Source organism: Methylophaga sp. (genome assembly GCF_030651745.1).
This window is the reverse complement of sequence record NZ_JAUSCC010000110.1, coordinates 1-15,566: the sequence shown is the minus strand read 5'-3', so window position 1 is coordinate 15,566 and position 15,566 is coordinate 1. Positions and strand designations below refer to the sequence as shown.

The window sequence follows — 15,566 nt, the reverse complement described above, 5'->3', positions numbered from 1 at the left end:
GTTATTCCCCGTCCTCTTTGACAATGATTCTGCCCTGAGCTGTTTTGGGGAAAAACTCTCCAAAAAACGGATAAACACCGGGTTTTAAAGGCCCAATAAAAATAATCGCCTGGGTATTTCCGGGAATGACCTTTTCGCGATTGAGTTCATAACTCTCAAACTCTTCGGGCGTTGCATCCTGATTTTTGACCAGTAATTTAACTTTGGTATTGGCGGGGATAACCAGTTCATCAGGATAGAACAAATGATCCTTAATAATAATTTCAAACATCGGCACTTCAGCATAGCTATTCAATGAAATCAAAAAGATAGCAATGCATGTAAATAACTTTTTCATCACGTATTCAACGCTGCAGGAAAATCAATCACGACCTTAAGGCCGCTTTTAAATGTTGAATTGGTAAGTTTGATATCAGCATGGTGCATTTCAATAATATGCTGAACAATAGCCAGCCCAAGACCGCAACCGGGTAACTGCAGATCGCTGTTTTCATTCTGGTAGCGATAAAACCGGTCAAAAATACGCTCATACTGGTCTGCAGGAATTCCCGGTCCATCATCCTCAACAATTAAACGCACGCCTTTTTCGGTTGGCTGAACATTAATCAATATATGCCCCTTTTCTGGAGCGTATTTGCTGGCATTATCCAGCAGATTCTGTAGCAAAGTTTCCAATGCAAAACCATGCCCTTGTAGCATGGCTGACTTACCAATCAATTCAATATGTTGCTGGCGTTTTTCAAATTGCTGATAATCACGTGCAATGATCTCGCTGGTCAATTTATACATATCAATGCTTTCGGCTTTAGCAGCAATTTGCTCTGGTGCTGTGCGATACAGCATCAGGATCTGATTTACCAGATGTCCCATTCTGTCGACTGACGCTTGCATAAGTTGCCAATCTTCGCTGTCATCACCATAGGTCTGCCGCAGGTTATGTAGATGTATTTGCAGAGCACTGATAGGGGTACGTAATTCGTGCGCCGCATCTGCAGCAAAACGTTGTTCACGTTGAAAACTCTGATCAAGTCGCCAGAATAGCTGGTTAATAATTTTTACTAATTGGCTCATTTCTTTTGGCAGATCAGCCAGTTGAATTGGCTTTAAATCATCCGCCTGTTTACTGGCAAGTTGACCAGAAAGTGTTTTCAAGGGCTTTAAGCCTGTCCCAATCAGCCACCAGATTAAAATGGCGGCGATAACAATGCCGAAAAAGGCTGGCAAAATCGTCGCCAAAACAATATCTTCTGCCATAGAACTGCGAACATCACTACGTTCTCCGACAATAATCCACCGCTGTGACTGCGGGTCAGGATGCACATAATTATGCCAGCGAAAGCCTTTGAAATTAACGTCATAAAAGCCTTTTTCAAAACGGCTTAGCGCTATATGTGGCGCAGTATTCGATCGAGTTAACAATTGACCGTTAGCATCCCAAACCTGAAAAAACAGATAATCACTGGTGGGACTTTGGGATGAATCAGCAGTAGTTTGATCAGTATGAGCAGAGGCAATTAATTCAGCCGTATTGATTAAACGTTCATCAAACAACCGCTGTGCCGTTTCGATACTGGACTGATAGCCTTTGAGCAAGGACACAAACATTACCAATATTAATGTGGCGACCAATATCAGCAGTAAATACAGTCGGATGGATTTCATTGATTACTTATCTGGTAGCCGACACCGCGGATGGTTTTGATAAAGCCTTCTGGAAGCTTTTTGCGTAAATGATGCACATGCACTTCTATTGCATTACTGGCAACCTCTTCGCCCCAGCTATAAAGCTTGGATTCCAGACTATCCCGCGTCTGCACACGGCCAACATTTTCCATCAGGATTTTCAGCAACATAAATTCACGTCGCGGTAATTCAATCAGCACATTATCGACGTGTAATTGCATGGTTTTACTGTCCAAGCTGACTGACCCAATTTGCAACGCAGCATGTTGCTTACTGCTTAGACGACGCTCAAATACTCTTAACCTGGCCAGTAGTTCATCGATATCAAACGGTTTGGCCAGATAATCGTCGGCACCGGCATCCAGACCGATAACACGATCATTAATGCTGCCGCGTGCAGTGAGCACCAATATCGGTACGGCAGCATTGTGCTTACGGATCTCTGCCAGCACTTCAGTGCCATCCATATCGGGTAATCCCAGATCCAGAATAACCATATCAGGTGGCGTGGTTTTAATACTGTTAATTGCCTGACGGCCCAATGTTAAATGATTGACGGTAAATCGATCATGGCGCAGGGAACGGATAAGTCCTTGCGCCAATAGAAGATCATCTTCAATTAACAGTATTTGCATGCGTTTGGCCATTCATATGTTTTTTTGCTTCAGCTAAAGCTTTATCAATTTCCATTAAACGACCTTTATCGGCCAGCGGTCTATCTGCTCTGGGCGCTGCTTTTTTAGCGAATAACAGATATGAATCAGCTTGTTCGTATTGCTTTTTATCCAATAAAAACAAGGCATAAAAGTAATTACTATCAATGCCTTGCGGGTTTAATCTCAATGCATTTTTTAACAACGTTTCTGCAGTTGCCTTATCCCCAAAACCTAACGGCCAGCCTGGCACCTTATAATAAAGTGTGCCTAAGGTAGTATAGGCCGAACCGTTCAATGCCTGATCATCAATTTCAATGGCTTTTTCCAGATCGGCTTTGGCCGTTTTGGCCATTGATAACGCGCCAAGCCCGCCTTTTATACCGGCATAACTGGCATAAATAATCCCTCGCCAGATTAATACATCAGGTTGTTGAGGTGATTGTTTTTTAATTTCGTCCGCCTTGGCGGTTAATAATTCAAATGCCTCGATCTGCTGTTTGTCCGTTAACTCATAATTGGCATGTTCCCAGGCTGATTGTAATGGCAAGGCTTCAGGCGATATTGCCTGGGCTGATAAACTGAAAATCCCGAATGCCAGGCTATAAAAAGTCACATATACTTTTTTCATTTTGCTGCTCCTGTCCAATAACGTTGAATCACCGGTAGTTTTTTGGCGAGACCCTGGTCTACCCATCGACTGTTGATTGAATTCAGCCAACCGAAAAATCGTTCCGGCCAGCCTAAGAATTGTTCACTGCGTTGTGCCTGCTGGAAAAAATCGATGAACTGGTTCGCCACGCTTTCAACACTATCACTATGATTTCCCAGGGCTTTATTCATTGCCGTCACGTTGTCATCATTCATGGCTGTGCTAATGGTGCGCGGGGCAAATAAACGAACCTTGATAGTGGTATCAGCCAATTCACGACGCATCGCTTCGGTAAATCCTCGCAGACCAAACTTGCAGGCGCTGTAAACACTGAATCCCGGAAATCCGAGACGGCTGAAAGCCGAACCGATATTGATGATCTGAGCTTTATCTGTTTTTCCCATTAGCGGCAGTAATAAACGGGTTAATTCGATTGGTACTATTAAGTTAGTGATAAGCATTTGCTGCACGGTGATTTCGTTCATCTCTTTAAGAGGACCGAAATGATTGCTGGCGGCATTATTAATCAACGCATCAATTCCACGGGGAAACTGTTGGCAATAGGAAAGTACTGCCTGACGACCAGAACTGGTACTTAAATCACTGGCGACATAATGATGCTGGCCACCTAATTGCCGATTAAGCTGTTCCAGTCTGACGTTATCGCGTCCACATAACACCAGTAAAACCCCTTGAGCAGATAATGCCTTTGCCAAAGCCTTTCCCAGCCCGCCCGTTGCACCAGTTAACACCACAGTCAGCGGTTTTGAATTCAGCGAAGTGCTCATATCGTGAGGCTCCGAAAAATATCGCCGTACAACTGATAAAACATTTTTGCGCTGTGAATTATCTGCTGTTGTGCCAATGGATCGTCTATTCGATTCATCAAGCCTTCGAAAAACTTCACATGGTCCTGATCCAACGCGCCATGTGAACGTAAATAACTAAAGGCTTTGTCCGGCAAAAATAACGCATTCTGAATGGCTGTCGCGGCATTATCTGCGGTAGCAATACTGGTGCCCTCAAGGACATGGACCATGCCAAAAAATCCCAGTGGGTTAACTCGAAAAACCGTATCGTAGGCATAGGCCACCATCAGCTCGGTGGCAGGATTGGGACGACTGTTTCGCACCAATTCCTTATTGTGACCACAAGCAGCGATATCATTCAGGATCCACTCCTGATGCCCCAGCTCTTCCTCAATATATTCGGCAACGGCTTCACGCAACCACTCATATTGCTCTGGCAATTGCGATCCAACTGCCATCAGTAACGGCACGGTATGTTTTACATGATGATAGGCCTGGGTAAGAAAGGCGATATACAGATCCAGCGTGACTTCCCCACGCATTGTCTGATCGATAATCGGGGCAGAAAACAAATGTTGTCGTTCAACATCTGTCTGCTGGCAGAGGGTGTCAAAAAATCCCATATTGTGGCTCCTGGTAGATGGATTCCAATTCATTTTGAAACAAAGCAAAAATATGATTGCGCCGTGGTCGGCCATTGGCCGTGAGCAGACCAGCTTTCGCTGTCAGTGGCTGTTCAATGCGCAGCCATTTGATAATTTGTGCGTAGGCAGGCAGCTTGTGATTGACCTTTAATAGCCAATTTTCAAGTTCGGCATTGCTTAAACGGGTATAAATCAATGCGCTGCAATATGGTTTTGCATCACCAAATAAAACGCATTGCAGGATTTCTGGGTGTGCCAGTACCTCGCTTTCCACCCACTCAGGATTGATATTTCGGCCATAACTGGAAATCAGCAGCTGTTTTTTACGGCCTTGAATGACTAAAAATCCATCCTGATCCAGATAGCCCATATCTCCGGTAGATACTCTATTTTGTTGGGGTGAGTTGATACCAATGTAGCCCAGAAAAGCATTGCCAGTGACCATGATTTCACCCTCTTCAATCTGGATGTCGACATGTGGCAATACCTTGCCCGCTGTTCCAGGCTTGTCTTGTGCTGGTGTGTTGAGACTGACTACTGAGCTGCACTCTGACAAGCCATAGCCTTCATACACTGGCAGCCCAAACTGGCGAGCACGTTCAATCAGTTCGCTGGCAACCCGGCTTCCCCCCACAGCAATAAATTGTAAGGATTCTGGTGGTTGCCAACCCTGTTCAGCTGCTAATAGCAAAGCTGAGAGTAATTCCGGAACCAGAATCAGACTTTCTGGCTGGTAATGGGAAAGTGTGTTCAGTAATGGCTGGAGATTGCCTGAAAGGCTACCGGAAAAGCCGGTTTCTTCCATGCTGAGTAATATGACTTCTCCACCACTTAATAATGGTGTGTAAAGTCCGGCAATGTTTTCCAGCAATGTACTTAATGGCAGTAATGCCATATGCCGCACGTTTTGCATTTGCAGTACGCTTAATAAACTCTGACTGACTTGGTACTGATTGTCATTACTCAGGCAGACTCCTTTTGGATCGGCTGTTGATCCGGAGGTGAAGGTAATCTTTGCTGTGCCTGCAGGTAATGTGATGTAAGACTTACCTCGACAGACCGTAAAGCTCATCATCAGACTGTTCACAAAATGGCTTTCAGCCAGAACATCGGCGTCTATCGTTAAAGGGCGATCATGAATCAGTCCAACAGCACCAGCACTCTGCAAGGCATGTTGTAACTGATCCGGGGTAAAAAATAATGGCAAAGGCAATAAAATAATACCGGCACGTTGTGCGGCCAGATCCATGATCAACCATTGCACGCTGTTATCTGCCAGTAATCCCACAACCTGATGTTGATATTCCATTAATTCTGCAGCGACTGATTCAACCTGCTGCATCAATTGCTGGCGCGTCAGTTGCTGAAGACCATCACCCACACATATTTTGTCGGGATGCTCTGTTGTCAGCATTTCCAGAAATTGCAAAATTTTGCTGCTCATTTGCTGATCATCCTGGCTGTGTTCTGGACAAAATCCTTATGGGTATCCAATAGCGATTGAATGACATGATGTTGTAGCAAATGCTCGATTGCTGTCGGCAAATTGCCGGCAAGTACGACGGGTTGATGAGAGTAATAACTTCCCCACTGCTGAGTTTTATCAATCAGTAGTTGAGGATCGGCTTCGCCTAAAGTGAATGTAGTGAGCTGTAGCCGGGCGATGAGATGTCGGACCTGACGCGTTGCGGTAAACACAACCCACTTATAATTAGCCTGCTGTAAAACGGCAGCCAGCAAAATAAACAATAACGGACTGCCACTGTTGAAACTGGCGGCCAGATTACCGATTTCCACAATGTCCGAGCGACTGGTTTGAATACCATGCAGTTTCAGTGTTTTTTCGATGGGGTGTGCAAGATACTGTTCAAGAAACAATGGTTGCTGCTGAACCGGTTGGAAACCAATCGCCGAATCAATTACATCATCCATCTGACTGGCAATAAAATACGGTAAAAAATGCTGTATTTCAGCGCCAAAAGTCTGATTAAAACGCTCGCTGATAAAGGCTTGCACCGCCATATGTTCAATTGACTGATTATCAATTAAACACAGTGATTTATGCGGAAACAACAACCGTTGTTGCCAATGTCTCGCTGTGGTGGATGTCGAACTATTTAATATGGTGGCTTCCATAAATCATCTCCTGATGTTTATGGTTGCCTAGAATAAAGTCAGAAACTTAAGAAAAACTTAAGCTGTTTTTAATTCATTCCGACTTGAGAAAAATATAAAAAAGCCTGAAAACAATAATGATTATTAGTTTTCAGGCTTATACATATTTAAGGTATTAAGTCAGTTCGCCCCATAGGCATATCATAGCGTTGTTCCCGATATAACCAGGATGGCAATAAAACATGGGAAAGTGCTTTGCGTTCATCTTTCGTTGATGCTGGCCCGACAATTTCCAATTGTCGGGTCATGGGTGAATAATGCCCTTCAAGCGCAGAATTTTGTGGCCTGAGAACGGTGACTTTTTCACCTTGCATAAGGGCGTAATAATCAGCAAACTGCATCACTGCCCGGCCGATAGATTGCTGTTCAGTTTCCAGAGTTAAATCACGTCCAATCATTGGCGTTTCTGCACTGATCCCCATTAACGACAATAGGGTTGGTGCCATATCAATCTGACTGGCAACAGTCGAAATGTTACGCGGTTGAATATCGGCACCTAAAATCAGTCCGGGGATCTGAAAACGCTCAATAGGCACTAAAGCATCGCCATAGACATTCAAATCATGATCAGCAATCACTAAAAACAGTGTGTCCTGCCAATAATCACTTTGCATGGCTTTATCGAAGAACTGCCCCAGTGCATAATCGGCATACTTTACTGCGTTGGTCTGACTTTGTTTGACTGGATTATCCAATTCAATACGGCCATCCGGAAATTCATAAGGTGAATGATTACTGGAAGTGAATACCAGACTGAAATAAGGCTGACCTTGGTCATGCATTTGCTGGATTTGTTGATGGGCTTTATTCAGCAAATCCTCATCTGAAGCTCCCCAACTACCTTTAAATACCGGGTTGGCATAATCATGTTGATCAATAATCGACTCAAAGCCATTACCGATAAAAAAACTCGCCATATTGTCAAAGTGTGACTCACCACCATAGATAAATTCAGTAAAGTAACCTTTTTGTTTCAATAAATCTGCAATGGTGAAAAAGTTTTGTTGCGATAAAGAAAGTTTAACCACACTGCGTGCCGGGGTTGGCAAATAGCCACTGACCACCGCTTCAATTCCACGTACTGAACGAGTGCCGGTGGCATAAAGCTGCTCAAACCACCACCCCTTATTTTTCAACCGTTCCAGTTCCGGGGTGACGGCATGTTCTCCACCCAGTGATTTGACAAATGTGGCGCCCATGCTTTCTTGCAGAATAATCACTAAGTTAAGTGGTTTGTCGCGTTGGACGGTCGCTTGTCTGGCATTTAATGTGGGAAATTGTTTTTCGCTGTCAGCGGTGATCCATGGGTAGTTTTCATGGAGTTCCGCCATGATTTCAGCATCACTCATCGTGCCATACACATCGGCAGCATTTGATTCATGCTGCATATTGTAAATGGCAAAATATACCGACCAGGCGGAGTTCAAAATCAGACTGTTTACCATAGCATCAGGCGTTAAGGCGAAGCTGGCAGGATTTGCCGGGCGGTGTCCGATAGATGAACGAATCATCAGAAACAAGATGATCACTAATATTGGCCAGGTTAACCATAATTTCCACACTGGCCAGTTCAATTGGTAATCTGCCAGCCAACGTTTTAACAACAGAACAGCGACACTGCCAAACAGTATTGTCAGGGTAATACCAATAAATAAAGGTAGGCGAAACCCCTGCCATAATGTGGCAAAAACCTCTTTGGGATATTGCAGATACTCGACAAATAGACGATTGGGACGCAAATCATATTGCATGATAAATGCCGGGGTTGAGGCTTCCATAAAGCTGATGATGACGATGGTAATGACACCCCATATCAGCACCAGATTTTGCCAAAGCTTCCAGCCCAAACGATTTACCAGTATCGGCATTAATAAAGCTAAGGGGGCTAATAACATGCCCATTATGATCAAGTCTGCCCGTACCCCTTGTAGCAGAATAGTCGTTAAATCACTCGCCGCACTGACACGTTCCGATTGCCAGATTACAAGCCCCAATCGAGAAAAACTGAGGATAAACAATCCGGCCAGCAACAGATTGATAAATACCTGATATGGACCGAAAAAATGTTTAAAACGACTCATTATTCTGCCCATCATATTAATGGCCAGAGAATGGTCAGCCAGGTCGCCAGAGCAATAATGATGGCAATTAATACGGCTAAAGAGCCGTAATCCTTGGCTCTACCGGATAACAGGTGATGTTCAGGACTAATGCGATCTACTACACACTCGATAGCCGAGTTCAGTGCCTCAACCAGCACCAGCAATAACAACGACACTATTAACGCTAATCGTTCAACCGCAGAGACGTCGAGGAAAAAACTGAAACCGCTGGCAATAATCAAAACCAGAAATGCCTGACGAAAAGCTATTTCAATCCTGAGAGCAGCGACCAAGCCTTGAAATGAAAAACCAAACGCATAAAACAATCGCTTGTATCCAGTATGTTTCTGCAAAATTCAGCCTCGCAAGCATTAAGGGAGGCTGATGGTATAACGCCAAAACTTAACTGAACCTTAAGAAACGAAATATTTATTAAGCAACGTTGCAAATCATTTCATTCAGTTAAATTTTTTAACTTCATGGCTGTCTATTGATAAATAAATTCATCGTTATAAATTAAGGTTGTCATGAAACATAAACTGACTTTTTGGCACTATCTGGTTATGGGCATTATTGCTTTTGGTTTTGTTGATGTCAGGGCTTGTTGATCTTTCATCTCCGCCTCTGTTGTGAGCTGAAAAAGCGTCAATCAAGGCACGAGGAGCGCCTTTTAGTTATTCTAAATAAGTGACGAGCAACGCAGAGTGGCGCTTTTTCAGTCACAACCCGTAGGGCTGGGACTATTTTTGCGGCCGCCTGCGTTGTCAATCACTTATGTAGGAAGGCTACACGGCGTGCTTTCCGCCTTGTCGGACACAAAAATAGCCGCCAGCAGGGGTGGATATGAAAGATCAATAAGCCCTAGTGTCATGTTTTATCTTGCCACAATGTACTGATCAGACTCTTTTATGTGCCCTGTCGAACTCTAAAATCGGTCCGGCTGGCACCACGCCAGTTGGATTGATGGTTTTATGGCTACAGTAATAATGTTCTTTGATATGCTGCATATTTACCGTTTCAGCAACACCTGGCCATTGATATAATTCACGCACATATTCAGAAATATTTTCATAATCTTCAATACGTTGCAGGTTACATTTAAAGTGACCGTGATACACCGCATCAAAGCGAATCAGGGTGGTAAATAATCTCCAGTCGGCCTCGGTAATCTCATTGCCTGCCAGATAGCGGTTTTTGCTGAGGCGTTCTTCCAGCTTATCTAATGCTTTGAATAACGGAAATACTCCTTCTTCATAGGCTTGTTGGGTGGTGGCAAACCCTGCTTTATACACCCCATTATTGATGTTGTCGTAGATCTCATCATTGATGGCATCAATCTGTTCTCTTAACGCCTCAGGATAATAATCACCGGCTTTGGCACCGATGCCATCAAACGCTGAGTTAAACATGCGAATGATTTCAGCGGATTCATTGCTGACCATCACATTTTGTTGTTTGTCCCATAACACCGGTACGGTGACCCGGCCACTGTATTCAGGATCAGCGGTGGTATAAACCTGATGCAGAAATTTTGCCTGATGCAACGGATCTTCAATAACGCCTTCGGCATAGTCAAAGGTCCAGCCATGTTCGAGCATTAATGGATTAACCACCGACAGCGAAATCATTTCCTCAAGACCTTTCAGCTTACGAAAAATCAAGGTGCGGTGTGCCCACGGGCAGGCTAATGAAACATATAAATGGTAACGACCTGCTTCAGCTTTAAAACCACCCTCTCCACTTGGTCCGGCACTACCATCTGCTGTGACCCAATTGCGAAATTGCGATTTGCTGCGAACAAATTTGCCTTGATTTGAATCGGTGTCATACCAGCGATCGACCCACTGGCCTTCCATTAATAAACCCATAAAATACCTTCCTTAAAAAAGTGGAATTTGATTGACTGTTTTACCAGCTAAGCTCACAATTTGTGCACTTCATTGCGAATAAGTTCATGAATCACACTCAATCACAGCAGCTTGACCAACGGCCAGTGCCTTACTGGCGGCTGTGTGTATTACTTTTATTGCTCAATAGTCTGGCCTTTACCGGCTGGGTAGATTTCCGCCAGGCAACCGTTCCCGGCAATTCCGGTTTCGTTGCTGAATTCAATCAGCTTACCTTAGCCAATCATCGTGATCATTTCCGTTCACTGCTGGATATCAAAAATCTGGCTGCACCAAATACAGGTGATGGCGATACCGAACAGCCTTGGTTAAACAATTCTACGGCTTTACAGCTTCCTGCAGCGGCGTTATTGCTTGCTGTTGATCTGCATTATTTGACAGTACTGATCCTCAGTCACGGCAAATATCATTTACCACTCTACCGCGCGCCCCCAACCCAATACTAATCCCACTGTTAAACCTTTTTTTGTTTAAACACGAAGTTATCTTCGAGGATTATGTATGCGTTCATTCGTTTCACGGGCTGTGGTATTCAGTCTGATTATTATTGTGGGCTTGCTTAGTGCATTGCCTAACGTCTTACCTACTTCAACTACACAGCATTTACCTGGCTGGTTTACTGAAAATACTTTTGCTTTAGGGCTGGATCTGAGTGGTGGTTCCCATTTGCTGATGCAGGTGGATACCAATGATTTACAACTTAACGATCATCAGCAATTGGCAGAACAGATCACCGATGCATTACGCGAGGCACGGATCTTTATTCAGCCGATTGCTGTGACTAAAAATCACCTTGTTATCACGCCAAAAGATCCAAGCCGATTAGCGGATATCAAACAACTTGCCAGAACATTTATTAACGATCCAAAAGGCGGTCTGGCGTTATTTTCACTGGATGATGCAAATAACCAGCTGACGATTACGCCGACCAAAGCCCATAGCGAAAAACTCACTAAAGATGCAGTTGAACACAGTTTAAAAGTGGTTCGTCAACGTCTTAATGAAAGCGGCCTGGTTGATCCAACCATTACCAAACAAGGTAATGACGGCATTCTGGTGCAATTGCCTGGCGTGGATGATCCAAGCTATATACGCACTCTGCTTGGTACTACTGCCAAAATGACTTTTCACTGGGCAGCTAATGCAGAATCGTCTGGTGTCATCAAAGCTCAGGGTATGACTGAGGGTGAAGTCTATACTTTAGAGGAACGGGTTGCACTTGAAGGTCAGCATATTAAAGACGCCAATCTGGTATTCAGCCAAGAAAACGGCCAGCCTGTTGTCAGCTTTGAGTTGGATAAGGAAGGTGCACGATTATTTGGTGAAATGACCAAAAACAATATTGGTCGCTCTCTGGCAATTGTTTTGGATGATAAGGTCATTACCGCACCGGTGATCCGCAGTGTGATTGCCGGTGGTCGTGGTGAAATAAGCGGCTCGTTTACCGTTGCTGAAGCCAATGAACTTGCATTGTTACTGCGCGCCGGTGCCCTGCCTGCCCCACTTAATGTTATTGAAGAACGTACTGTCGGACCGGATTTAGGGAGCGATTCTATTTCGATGGGCATTACCACCGGGGTAATTGGTGCCATATTGGTACTGATATTTATGCTGGCGATTTATGGCAGTTGGGGATTAATTGCCAGTTTGAGTCTGACCATTAATATCGGTTTGATTTTTGGCGTATTGAGTTTGTTGGGCGCTACCCTAACCCTGCCAGGTATTGCCGGGATTATTTTGAGTATTGGTATGGCGGTTGATGCCAATATTCTGATTAATGAACGGATCCGTGAAGAAACCCGTCGTGGTAAACGAGCGTTGATTGCACTGGATGCCGGTTTCAGACGTGCTTACAGCACTATTCTTGATTCCAATATCACATCACTGATAGCAATCAGTTTGCTGTTTATGTTTGGTAGTGGACCGGTACGAGGTTTTGCGGTGGCAATGGCCATTGGTTTGTTAACCTCAATGTTTACCTCTATTTCATTCACTCGCTTGTTAATGGAATGGCGTATCAACCGGATGCCAAAACAGGATTTACTGAGTATTTCGGGTATCAAAGCGCTGGATCGTCTGAGCAACAGCAAAATCGACTTTATGCGAGGCCGTTTTATCGGTATTGCCGTGTCTGCCATCTTGTCTGTGGCGGCAATTGGTCTGTTCTTTCAGCCGGGCTTGAAATACGGTATCGACTTTAGTGGTGGCACGGTAATGGAAGTCCAGGCGCCCAATACGGATGTTGAACAGGTGCGTCATGCCCTGCAGGCTAAAGGATTTGGTCAGGCATCGATTCAGGAATTTGGTGATGATGACTATTATCTGGTCCGTCTGCCAATGGAAGGTGCTGAACAAGTTGCCAGTGGCAAATCTGTTGAAGAGATAAAAACTGCCGTGGTGGAAATATCGGCGGATGCCAGTTTTCCAAGGGTTGAAATGGTTGGCCCAAAAGTCAGTGGTGATTTCCGTGATGCCACCATCCTTGCCATTATCTTTGCTGGGTTTGGCATGCTGGCATATCTGTGGATCCGCTTTGAATATCACTTTGCCTTGGCAGCAACATTGACCATCGGTTTGGATTTAACCAAAACCATTGGTTTCTTTGTACTGACCGGGGTGGAATTTAATCTGACTGCAGTAGCCGCGTTACTGGCATTGATAGGTTATTCGGTTAATGACAAAGTGGTGGTGTTTGACCGGGTCCGGGAAAACTTACGGCTCACACCTGATAAACCGATGCTGCAATTGCTCAATGAAAGTATCACCTCAACATTGACCCGAACCGTATTTACTTCGGTCACGACGTTTCTGGCATTGATCCCGATGGCGGTTGCCGGAGGCAGTGCAGTGGCCAGCTTTGCATTGCCGATGTTGTTTGGCATTGTGATTGGCACCAGCTCATCGGTGTTTATCGCGGCACCAATTGTGTTCTGGATGGGACAACATCGACTGCGTAAAGGATTGTCACAGTTACGTCCAACCAAAGAAGAAATGCAAAAGAAACTGGATGCCATTATGTAGATCACTTAAGAGAATATTGGTAAGCCTTTAATAAAGCAGTAGGGCTTGTTTATCTTTCATCTCCGCCTCTGTTGTGAGCTGAAAAAGCGTCAATCAAGGCACGAGGAGCGCCTTTTAGTTATTCTAAATAAGCGACAAGCAACGCAGAGTGGCGCTTTTTCAGTCACAACCCGTAGGGCTGGGACTATTTTTGCGGCCGGCTGCGTTGTCAATCACTTATGTAGGATGGCTACACTGCTTGCTTTCCGCCTTGTCGGACACAAAAATAGTTGCCAGCAGTGGTGGATATGAGAGATAAACAGGTCCTAGGCTTATTTTAAAAATAAATCATATGCTGGGTTATCAGTTTCCAGCCAATAGTTATAGCCCAGATTATCCAGAAACGCCTGAAATTCTTCATTGAATTCAGGCGTTACCTGGATACCCACCAGCACCCTGCCATAGGCAGCACCATGATTACGGTAATGAAACAGGCTGATATTCCAGCGTTGTCCGATATGCGTTAGAAAACGTAATAAGGCACCAGGACGTTCCGGAAACTCAAAGCGAATCAAACGCTCATTGTCAGCTTGCGGTGCATGTCCGCCAACCATATAACGCACATGTAATTTAGCCATTTCGTTATCAGTGAAATCAATCCATTGATAACCCGCCTGAGTCAGATTCTCAAACAAAATTTGCCGCTCTTCGTCACGGCCCGACATCCTCACACCAACAAATACCTGCGCTTGCTGTTTATCCGCATAACGATAATTAAATTCGGTAATACCACGATCGGCCAAAGCTTTGCAGATCCGTTGGATACTGCCCGGCTGTTCATCAATGGTTGCGGCAAACAACACTTCCCGACGTTCACCAATTTCCGCCCGTTCAGCAACATGCCGTAGCCGATCGAAATTCATATTGGCGCCACTGTTAATAACCACCATGGTTTTATTACGTAAACCATTTTGCTGGATATATTTTTTAGCACCGGCAATCGACAGCGCACCCGACGGTTCAGCTATCGAGCGGGTGTCGTCAAACACATCCATAATCGCGGCGCAGATTTCATCGGTTTCAACGGTGACCACATGATCGACTGTCTTTTGTGCAATACGAAACGGCTCTTCACCTACCTGTCTGACAGCGGTTCCATCGGCAAACAAACCAACCTGGTCTAATTTAACTCGCTCGCCTGCATCCAAAGCCGCTTTTAGGCTGGCCGCATCAGCAGGCTCAACGGCAATAATCTTGATTTCCGGCCAAATCGCTTTAATGTAGGCCGCCATTCCAGCCAGCAAGCCGCCACCACCTACCGGAATAAATACCGCGTAAACCGGGTCCGGATGCTGACGCATGATTTCCATCGCAATGGTGCCCTGCCCGGCGATCACTAAAGGATCATCGTATGGGTGAATAAACACCCGGCCTTGGTCAGTGGATACTTGCTGGGCAAAATCAAAAGCTTCGTCATAGCTGTTTCCGTGCAGGGTAATTTCAGCGCCCAGCATGCGTACAGCTTCAACCTTGATTGGTGGTGTGGTGATCGGCATGACAATCATTGCCGAAATACCCATTTTACTCGCCGCCAATGCCACGCCTTGTGCATGATTGCCTGCTGAAGCGGCAACTACACCCTGCTTTCGCTCGGCTTCAGTCAAATGGCTCATACGGTTATAAGCGCCACGCAACTTAAAGGAAAATACAGACTGTAAGTCTTCGCGCTTAATCAGAATCTGATTATCCAGTCGCTTGGATAATCTTGGCATTAAATCCAAAGGTGTTTCGATAGCGACGTCATAAACGCGCGCTTTGAGGATTTTTTCTACATAGCCTGTGAGCATGGGGTTCCAGATTCAGTCTGTTAAGTTAAACAAAGATGACTACGTTACCATTGCCGACCATTTATCTCTATAATTGGCCGGATAAATCAAGCCA

Annotated in this window: 14 protein-coding genes; 2 read left to right on the top strand and 12 right to left on the bottom strand. The window is 44.8% G+C overall.

The window, feature by feature from the left end:
* Position 1 precedes the first annotated feature (1 nt).
* The 11 genes from Q7V21_RS12665 to Q7V21_RS12615 all read right to left on the bottom strand — a co-directional run bounded on the left by Q7V21_RS12665 (position 2) and on the right by Q7V21_RS12615 (position 10,586).
* On the bottom strand, positions 2-340 hold the full coding sequence (locus tag Q7V21_RS12665) for a cupredoxin domain-containing protein (RefSeq protein WP_304917647.1): 339 nt from the start codon (positions 338-340) through the stop codon (positions 2-4).
* A complete protein-coding gene (locus Q7V21_RS12660) occupies positions 337-1,662 on the bottom strand; it encodes an ATP-binding protein (RefSeq protein WP_304917646.1) in 1,326 nt (441 codons plus the stop codon). Before Q7V21_RS12660 ends, Q7V21_RS12665 begins: the two co-directional genes overlap by 4 nt.
* A complete protein-coding gene (locus Q7V21_RS12655; RefSeq protein WP_304917645.1) occupies positions 1,659-2,318 on the bottom strand; it encodes a response regulator transcription factor in 660 nt (219 codons plus the stop codon). Before Q7V21_RS12655 ends, Q7V21_RS12660 begins: the two co-directional genes overlap by 4 nt.
* Complete coding sequence (locus Q7V21_RS12650; RefSeq protein ID WP_304917644.1) at positions 2,299-2,967, bottom strand: hypothetical protein; 669 nt, start codon at positions 2,965-2,967, stop codon at positions 2,299-2,301. Before Q7V21_RS12650 ends, Q7V21_RS12655 begins: the two co-directional genes overlap by 20 nt.
* Entirely contained in the window at positions 2,964-3,776 is an 813-nt protein-coding gene (locus tag Q7V21_RS12645; RefSeq protein ID WP_304917643.1) for an SDR family oxidoreductase, read from the bottom strand. The genes Q7V21_RS12650 and Q7V21_RS12645 overlap by 4 nt, the downstream gene beginning before the upstream one ends.
* The gene (locus Q7V21_RS12640) at positions 3,773-4,420 is read right to left on the bottom strand and encodes a TenA family transcriptional regulator (RefSeq protein ID WP_304917642.1); all 648 of its coding nucleotides are present in this window, start codon (positions 4,418-4,420) and stop codon (positions 3,773-3,775) included. Before Q7V21_RS12640 ends, Q7V21_RS12645 begins: the two co-directional genes overlap by 4 nt.
* Positions 4,407-5,885: an AMP-binding protein gene (locus tag Q7V21_RS12635; protein WP_304917641.1), complete on the bottom strand. Its 1,479-nt coding sequence runs from the start codon at positions 5,883-5,885 to the stop codon at positions 4,407-4,409. The genes Q7V21_RS12640 and Q7V21_RS12635 overlap by 14 nt, the downstream gene beginning before the upstream one ends.
* A complete protein-coding gene (locus Q7V21_RS12630) occupies positions 5,882-6,577 on the bottom strand; it encodes a thermostable hemolysin (protein ID WP_304917640.1) in 696 nt (231 codons plus the stop codon). The genes Q7V21_RS12635 and Q7V21_RS12630 overlap by 4 nt, the downstream gene beginning before the upstream one ends.
* A 146-nt stretch (positions 6,578-6,723) precedes the next feature.
* Entirely contained in the window at positions 6,724-8,712 is a 1,989-nt protein-coding gene (locus tag Q7V21_RS12625) for an LTA synthase family protein (protein WP_304917639.1), read from the bottom strand.
* Positions 8,709-9,071, bottom strand: coding sequence for a diacylglycerol kinase (locus Q7V21_RS12620; protein ID WP_304917638.1), 363 nt, complete (start codon positions 9,069-9,071; stop codon positions 8,709-8,711). Before Q7V21_RS12620 ends, Q7V21_RS12625 begins: the two co-directional genes overlap by 4 nt.
* A 543-nt stretch (positions 9,072-9,614) precedes the next feature.
* On the bottom strand, positions 9,615-10,586 hold the full coding sequence (locus Q7V21_RS12615; protein ID WP_304917637.1) for a glutathione S-transferase family protein: 972 nt from the start codon (positions 10,584-10,586) through the stop codon (positions 9,615-9,617).
* 86 nt (positions 10,587-10,672) lie between these two features.
* Here Q7V21_RS12615 and Q7V21_RS12610 point away from each other — a divergent pair, with 86 nt between their 5' ends.
* Both Q7V21_RS12610 and secD read left to right on the top strand, forming a co-directional pair.
* On the top strand, positions 10,673-11,071 hold the full coding sequence (locus Q7V21_RS12610) for a hypothetical protein (protein ID WP_304917636.1): 399 nt from the start codon (positions 10,673-10,675) through the stop codon (positions 11,069-11,071).
* Between the two features lie 55 nt (positions 11,072-11,126).
* Positions 11,127-13,646, top strand: a complete 2,520-nt coding sequence (gene secD / locus Q7V21_RS12605; protein ID WP_304917635.1) for a protein translocase subunit SecD — start codon at positions 11,127-11,129, stop codon at positions 13,644-13,646.
* A gap of 311 nt (positions 13,647-13,957) precedes the next feature.
* Here secD and ilvA read toward each other — a convergent pair whose 3' ends face one another.
* Positions 13,958-15,472 (bottom strand): threonine ammonia-lyase, biosynthetic, encoded by a 1,515-nt coding sequence (gene ilvA, locus Q7V21_RS12600; protein WP_304917634.1) that lies wholly within the window; start codon positions 15,470-15,472, stop codon positions 13,958-13,960.
* Between the last annotated feature and the right edge of the window lie 94 nt (positions 15,473-15,566).

Bases quoted from the DNA above. Each gene is read 5' to 3' on its own strand.
- Q7V21_RS12660 (WP_304917646.1), bottom strand. From the start codon at position 1,662: ATGAAATCCATCCGACTGTATTTACTGCTGATATTGGTCGCCACATTA.
- Q7V21_RS12655 (WP_304917645.1), bottom strand. From the start codon at position 2,318: ATGCAAATACTGTTAATTGAAGATGATCTTCTATTGGCGCAAGGACTT.
- Q7V21_RS12650 (WP_304917644.1), bottom strand. From the start codon at position 2,967: ATGAAAAAAGTATATGTGACTTTTTATAGCCTGGCATTCGGGATTTTC.
- Q7V21_RS12645 (WP_304917643.1), bottom strand. From the start codon at position 3,776: ATGAGCACTTCGCTGAATTCAAAACCGCTGACTGTGGTGTTAACTGGT.
- Q7V21_RS12640 (WP_304917642.1), bottom strand. From the start codon at position 4,420: ATGGGATTTTTTGACACCCTCTGCCAGCAGACAGATGTTGAACGACAA.
- Q7V21_RS12635 (WP_304917641.1), bottom strand. From the start codon at position 5,885: ATGAGCAGCAAAATTTTGCAATTTCTGGAAATGCTGACAACAGAGCAT.
- Q7V21_RS12630 (WP_304917640.1), bottom strand. From the start codon at position 6,577: ATGGAAGCCACCATATTAAATAGTTCGACATCCACCACAGCGAGACAT.
- Q7V21_RS12625 (WP_304917639.1), bottom strand. From the start codon at position 8,712: ATGATGGGCAGAATAATGAGTCGTTTTAAACATTTTTTCGGTCCATAT.
- Q7V21_RS12615 (WP_304917637.1), bottom strand. From the start codon at position 10,586: ATGGGTTTATTAATGGAAGGCCAGTGGGTCGATCGCTGGTATGACACC.
- Q7V21_RS12610 (WP_304917636.1), top strand. From the start codon at position 10,673: ATGAATCACACTCAATCACAGCAGCTTGACCAACGGCCAGTGCCTTAC.
- secD (WP_304917635.1), top strand. From the start codon at position 11,127: ATGCGTTCATTCGTTTCACGGGCTGTGGTATTCAGTCTGATTATTATT.
- ilvA (WP_304917634.1), bottom strand. From the start codon at position 15,472: ATGCTCACAGGCTATGTAGAAAAAATCCTCAAAGCGCGCGTTTATGAC.